Raw genomic sequence first — 6,370 nt, forward strand, 5'->3', positions numbered from 1 at the left:
AAGGGCCATGACCGCTTCCGTACCGACCGCTTCCGTACGTCCGGCCCGTCACGCCGGTGGCTCGCTCGGCTCCATCGGCTCGCTCAGGTCCATCGGCTCCATCGGCTCCCTCAGGTCCATCGGCTCGATCGGCTCGGTGCTGTCGGTCGGCTCGCTCGGGTCGGCGCTGTCCATCGGCTCGCTCGGCTCCGTGCTGTCCATCGGCTCCGTCGGCTCCGTCCTCTCGATCGGGTCGGTCGGGTCCGTGCTCTCGATCGGCTCGGTGGGCTCGGTCTGTTCCGCCCTCAGCGCCCTGTCGGCCGGCTCCCGGCGCAGCCTCGGCTCGCTGCTGTCGGAGCGTTCCCGCTGGTCGGTGCGGTCCCGGCAGCCCGGGCGCGGGCCGTCCGTGACCGTGCGGTGAAACCCTGATCACGCACCACCATCCGATCCGTACCATTTCGGTACCGAAGCCTGGGTGAGCTGCGAGGATCCTCGCCGCCCGGGCCGGTACCCGGGTAGGCTCCGCTTGTCCTCCGGCCCCCGCGCAGGCGGCCCCCTGCCGTCGTGCCGCGTTCCGGGGGCGCACCCCCGCGGGCCATTCGGTGGGCACCGCGCACTCGACACCGCGCGCCAGGGCAGTCGCGCGAACGGCGAAGGGCATCGCATTGGCGGATCGGCTCACCGGAGGAGACTCCTCGCTGCTGCGGCGGATCAACGCGGCGGTCACGCTCCGGGCGCTGCGGAACGGCCACTCCGTGACCCTCACTCAGCTCGTCGGCGAGACCGGGCTCTCCCGGCCGACCGTCGAGGGCGTGATCGAGGGTCTGGTCGAGACCGGGCTGGTCGCCGAGGTCGAGCAGCCCAAGGAGGACGGCCAGCCGGGCACCGGCCGCCGCGGCCGCCCCGCGCGCTGGTTCCGCTTCCGCGCGGAGGCCGGGCACATCCTCGGCATCGAGATCGGCGTGCACGACATCCGGGTCATCCTCGCCGACCTCACCGGCGAGGTGGTGGGCAGTCACTTCAAGCCGGTCGACGAGACCCTGGAGGCCGAGGACCGGCTCGCCGCCGTCCGTACCGCCGTCGCCGAGGTGCTGCGCAAGGCCGGCATCTCCCGGGACAACCTCTGGGCCGTCGGCATCGGCACCCCCGGCATCGTGGACCGCGAGGGCAGCATCCAGCTCGGCACCGCGATGCCCGGCTGGACCGGCCTCGACCTCGGCGCCCGGCTGCGGCGCTCCTTCCGCTGCCCGGTCCTGATCGAGAACGACGCCAACCTCGCCGCCATCGCCGAGCACTGGCAGGGCGCGGCGCTCGGCGCCGACGACGTCGTCTTCGTGATGGCCGGCCTCAGCCCGGGCGCCGGCTCCCTCATCAACGGCAAGCTCCACCGCGGCTTCGGCGGCGCGGCCGGCGAGATCGGCGCCCTGCACCTGCTCGGCCAGGAGGTCACCCCGGAGCGCCTGCTGTCCACCACCGGCAAGCCGCTCAACCCGCTGGACGAGGCCGCCGTCGCCCGCGTCCTGCGGCTGGCCCGGGAGGGCGACGAGGTCGCCAAGGTCGCCATGGACCGCTTCCTCACCCGCCTCGTCCAGGGCGTCGCCGCGCTCGTCCTGGCCATCGACCCGCAGCTGGTCGTCATCGGCGGCTGGGCGGCCGGCCTCGACGGCGTCCTGGACCCGCTGCGCGAACGCCTCGCCCAGTTCACCCTGCGTGCCCCCGAAGTCGCCCTGGCCGCCCTCGGCTCGGAGGTCGTGGCGATGGGCGCCCTGCGCGTCGCCCTCGACCACGTCGAGGAGCAGCTCTTCGCGGTGGACCCACCCCGGGTCTGACGATCCGCATTTCTCGGGGCCCGACGCTCCTCGGGAGCCGACGCCCCTCGGGGCCGACGCTCCTCGGGGCCTGACGCTCCTCGGGGCCTGACCCTCCTCGGGGCCGACGCTTGTCGGGACCGACGCTTGTCGGGACCCGAGGCTCAGGGCGCGGCGAAGTCGGGGTCCGTCAGGTCGATGGTGAGCGTGTTGCCCCAGTCGTTGACGAAGTGCGCCCACGGCCAGTCGACGGACGCCCGGAGGAACGGGTTCCCCCCGATCGACGTCAGCACCCACAGCAGTCGGCGCTCCCCGTCGAGCCGGGCGAGGAAGCCCTCGTCGCCCATGCCCCCGCCGCCGCAGCAGACGTAGCCCCGACCGTCCGGCAGCTCGGCCTCGCCGAACACCTCGATCCCGTACGCGTACTCGGGCTCCCCGACCGCGAACGGCCCGCCCAGCTCCAGCCGCAGCGAGTCGGGCCCGTCGATGGACACCTCCCGCGCCGTTCCGTCCGCCCGGAACAGCGCGCCGTACTCCGGGACCTCGGACTTCGCCCACAGCTCCACGACCAGGTTCACGCCCCCGAGACTACCCCCGCCCCCTCTCCCCCTTCCCTTCCCCCAACGGCAAAGGCCCGGACGCCGGTTGGCGTCCGGGCCTCGACCTGAGGGTTTCCGGAAGTGGTTCAGGGGCCGTCCTCGACCTGCGTCAGGACGCGGTGCGGACCTCGGTGGTCGCGCCGACCGGGGTGACCTCGACCCGTCCGGTCTCGCCGAAGGTCAGCTTGCAGGTGTCCGCCCGGTAGGTGGCGACGGCCACCGCCACCAGGCGGCCGGCCGCGGCGTACTGGGTGGTCAGGACCAGCACCGGGGCGCCGGGCGGGCGCTCCAGGAGGGCGGCCTGCTCGGCCTCGGCGACGCCCAGCTCCACCGAGCGCGACTCGCCGTCGACCTCCAGGCGCTCCAGCTGGCGCAGCACCGAACGGGCGCGGTCGCTCTCGGCGCGGAAGCCGGGCAGGTGCGGCAGGGCGGCGGCCGGGACGTGCAGCGACTCGGTGGCCATCGCGCGACCCTCCACCAGGCGGACCCGGCGGACGGTGTGCACGGTGGCGCCCTCGGCGATGCCGAGGGTCTTGGCCAGCTGCGCGGTGGCGGGGGCGGTGGTGCAGTCGATCGCGCGCCAGGACTGGCTGCGGGCGGCGCCGGGCCAGCCCTCCTCCTGCCGGTTGACCGGGACGCCGACGCGCGGGGCGGCGATCAGGGTGCCGATCCCGCGGCGGCGCACCAGGCGGCCTTCCAGCTCCAGCTGGTCGAGCGCCTGCCGCAGCGTCGCCCGCGCCACACCGAAGCGGGCGGAGAGCTCACGCTCGTTGGGCAGCACCTGACCGGTGGAGAACTCCGAGTCGATGGCCCGCAGCAGCACGGTGCGCAGGTGCCAGTACTTCGGCTCCGGCACCGCAGAAAGCTGTCCTGTCGTCCCCACCGTGTCCTCCACCTGTTTGTTCCCGTCCGCCCTGCGACAAGGAGGGCGGATCCCGGACCCGCTGTCCGCTGTTGCGGCAGGTGGGAGAGCGAGCCTTTATCCGTCCTTCTTTATTAAAGGTCCTTGCAGTAAGGGACCCTAGGTGCTCCATCCGGAGATGGTCAAGACCAATGGCGCGGTTTGATACGACTGTCGCGCACATTCATGCCGCGTTCACGACAGCTCCTGTCAGCCACTGTCGCAATCCGGCACGGCGGGGGCCCCTGCCACCGCCCGCCGCGCGTCACGATTCGGGTCGGGTACGGCCAGTCGGTAGGCTGCCCGGGTGATCGTGGTGACGAGTGTGAACGTGAACGGAATCCGGGCGGCGGCCAAGAAGGGCTTCATCGAATGGCTGGCCGCCACCGAGGCGGACGTGATCTGCCTGCAGGAGGTGCGCTCCGAGCCCGAGCAGCTGCCCGTCGAACTGCGCGACCTCGACGGCTGGCACGCGGTCTGGGCCCCCTCCGCCGCCAAGGGCCGCGCCGGCGTCGCCGTCCTCTCCCGCACGGAGCCGCAGCGCACCGCGATCGGATTCGGCTCGGCGGAATTCGACAATTCGGGCAGGTATGTCGAAATCGACCTCCCGGGCCTGACCATCGCCAGCCTCTACCTCCCCTCCGGCGAAGTCGGCACCGAGCGCCAGGACGAAAAGGAACGCTTCATGGCGGAATTCCTCGTCCACCTCACCACCCTGCGCGCCCGCGCCGCCGCCGACGGCCGCGAGGTCGTGGTCTGCGGCGACTGGAACATCGCCCACCGCCCCGAGGACCTCAAGAACTGGAAGGCCAACCAGAAGTCCGCCGGCTTCCTCCCCGAAGAACGCTCCTGGCTCTCCCGCGTCTACGACGAAGCCGGCTACGTCGACGTCGTCCGCACCCTCCACCCCGACCGCACCGGCCCCTACACCTGGTGGTCCTACCGCGGCCGCGCCTTCGACAACGACTCCGGCTGGCGCATCGACCTCCAGGTCGGCACGCCCGCCCTTGACGCCAAGGCCGTCGAGGCGTACGTCGAACGCGCCGCCACCCACGGCGAGCGCTGGTCCGACCACGCCCCCGTCACCGTGGTGTACGACCACGACTTCTGACGGTCCCCTGTGGGAGGAGCTCCCGCCCAGGCTGCCCTCGTATCGCTGGCGGCGGGTGCCGCTCCGCTGCGCGGAGGCGGCGACAAGGAGTCCAGCCCGCCGCCCCGGTGCAGGCACGTTCTCCCGCACCGGGGCGGCTCCGTCGGCTGCAGGGCAACCTGAGCGCCGCGTCTACACGTTCACGATCAGCTTTTCCACCTCGGCCAGCTCATTGGCGCTCTTCTGCGCGGCCCCGCGAAGAGCCGTCAGCCACTCCATCCCCGGAGGGCGACCGCCACGGTCTGGGAGGCGTACGAGTACGTCACCGAGCGGCCGTTGCGATCCTCGGCGGCCCCGGAGGGCGACCGCCACGGTACGTGACTAGGTCGGATGCCGGGTCACGGACCGAGTGCTTGATTGCCGTCTGCCCACGGATCTGCCTAATTCGGAAATCGGGCTTCGGCGCGGTCCGTAGTTGGGCATCGCATGACCGGTCGGGGGGAACTTTCTTCCGACGCCTCCAGGCGGGTGACTGGCAATCAGTTCCGGCAGCGTCTGCGAGCGTCGCAGGATTGATGTCGTTCGTGTGCGACCGTGATCGGCGAAAGGATCCCCTGATGTAGGTCTGCACGAAAGGAAGCCCATGGCGACACGAGGCATCACAGGCGCCGTCCGCAGGATCGCTGGTCGATCCCGGCCGGCGTCGTTGGTTCTCACCTGTGTGACCAGCGTCCTGATCGGTGTGGTCGGACCCCTGAGCGCGAACGCGAACGCGGGCGCGAGGGTGGTCACGCCACCCGTCTCACTGGGTACCGCCGCCGGCTTTGCCGTTCTCGCCGCGTCGACCGTCACCAATACCGGCGCCACCGTGATCAACGGCGACCTCGGGCTGAGCCCGGGCACTTCGGTGACCGGGTTCCCTCCCGGGCGGGTGAACGGCACCCAACACGTCGCCGACGCTGCCGCATTGCAGGCTCAGAACGACCTGACGGCCGCCTACAACGACGCCGCGGCGCGCCCGACCACCGCCACCGTTCCCACGGAACTCGGCGGCACCACCAAGACCCCCGGCGTGTACGACTCCGCGGCGGGCACGTTCGGGATCACCGGAACGCTGACGCTGGACGCCCAGGGCGACCCGAACGCCGTCTTCATCTTCAAGGCCGCATCCACGCTGACCACGGCATCGGCGAGCAGTGTCGACCTCGTCAACGGTGCGCAGGCATGCAACGTCTTCTGGCAGGTCGGCAGCTCCGCGACACTTGGAACCAGTTCCACACTGCGGGGAAGCGTTCTGGCACAGGCGTCGATCACCGTCACGACGGGCGTGACCGTGGACGGTCGGACGCTGGCCCGGACCGCCGCGGTCTCACTGGACACTGACACGATCACCCGCCCGGCCTGTGCCGCATCGCCGCACAATGCCTACGTCACCAACCTCTTCGACGGCACGGTGTCGGTGATCGACACGGCCACCAACGCGGTCACCGCCACCGTCACCGTCGGCAACGGTCCGCAAGGAGTCGCCGTCACCCCGGACGGGACGCACGCCTACGTCACCGACGAATGGGATGGCACGGTGTCGGTGATCGACACGGCCACCAACGCCGTCACCGCCACCGTCACCGTCGGCAACAGCCCGCAAGGAGTCGCCGTCACCCCCGACGGGACGCACGCCTACGTCACCAACAGCGGGGATGGCACGGAGTCGGTGATCGACACGGCCACCAACGCTGTCACCGCCACCGTCACCGTCGGCAACAGCCCGCAAGGAGTCGCCGTCACCCCCGACGGGACGCACGCCTACGTCGCCAACCTCTTCGACGGCACGGTGTCGGTGATCGGCACCGCCACCAACGCCGTCACCGCCACCGTCACCGTCGGCAGCGGCCCGTTCGGAGTCGCCGTCACCCCGGACGGGACGCACGCCTACGTCACCGACGAATGGGATGGCACGGTGTCGGTGATCGACACGGCCACCAACGCCGTCACC

The 6,370-nt window shown here is 71.5% G+C and carries 6 protein-coding genes; 4 read left to right on the forward strand and 2 right to left on the reverse strand.

All coding sequences use genetic code 11. The features are described from left to right. Window positions 1-7 precede the first annotated feature (7 nt). Both ACZ3TI_RS22305 and ACZ3TI_RS22310 read left to right on the forward strand, forming a co-directional pair. Complete coding sequence (locus tag ACZ3TI_RS22305; protein WP_465728736.1) at window positions 8-400, forward strand: hypothetical protein; 393 nt, start codon at window positions 8-10, stop codon at window positions 398-400. Between the two features lie 244 nt (window positions 401-644). Further along, the gene (locus ACZ3TI_RS22310; RefSeq protein ID WP_465728738.1) at window positions 645-1,808 is read left to right on the forward strand and encodes an ROK family protein; all 1,164 of its coding nucleotides are present in this window, start codon (window positions 645-647) and stop codon (window positions 1,806-1,808) included. 143 nt (window positions 1,809-1,951) lie between these two features. Here ACZ3TI_RS22310 and ACZ3TI_RS22315 read toward each other — a convergent pair whose 3' ends face one another. Both ACZ3TI_RS22315 and ACZ3TI_RS22320 read right to left on the reverse strand, forming a co-directional pair. After that, window positions 1,952-2,365 carry a hypothetical protein gene (locus ACZ3TI_RS22315; RefSeq protein WP_465728740.1) on the reverse strand — a complete coding sequence of 138 codons (414 nt, stop codon included), beginning with the start codon at window positions 2,363-2,365 and terminating at the stop codon, window positions 1,952-1,954. 130 nt (window positions 2,366-2,495) lie between these two features. Next, a complete protein-coding gene (locus tag ACZ3TI_RS22320; protein WP_465728756.1) occupies window positions 2,496-3,269 on the reverse strand; it encodes a GntR family transcriptional regulator in 774 nt (257 codons plus the stop codon). A gap of 334 nt (window positions 3,270-3,603) precedes the next feature. On the opposite strand from ACZ3TI_RS22320, the gene ACZ3TI_RS22325 reads away from it, so the two are divergent. Further along, entirely contained in the window at window positions 3,604-4,398 is a 795-nt protein-coding gene (locus ACZ3TI_RS22325; RefSeq protein WP_465728758.1) for an exodeoxyribonuclease III, read from the forward strand. A gap of 763 nt (window positions 4,399-5,161) precedes the next feature. Beyond that, window positions 5,162-6,370, forward strand: a 1,209-nt coding sequence (locus tag ACZ3TI_RS22330) for an ice-binding family protein (protein WP_465728760.1), incomplete at its 3' end; no start/stop codon positions are given.

The organism is Kitasatospora sp. NPDC023120 (assembly GCF_055560835.1).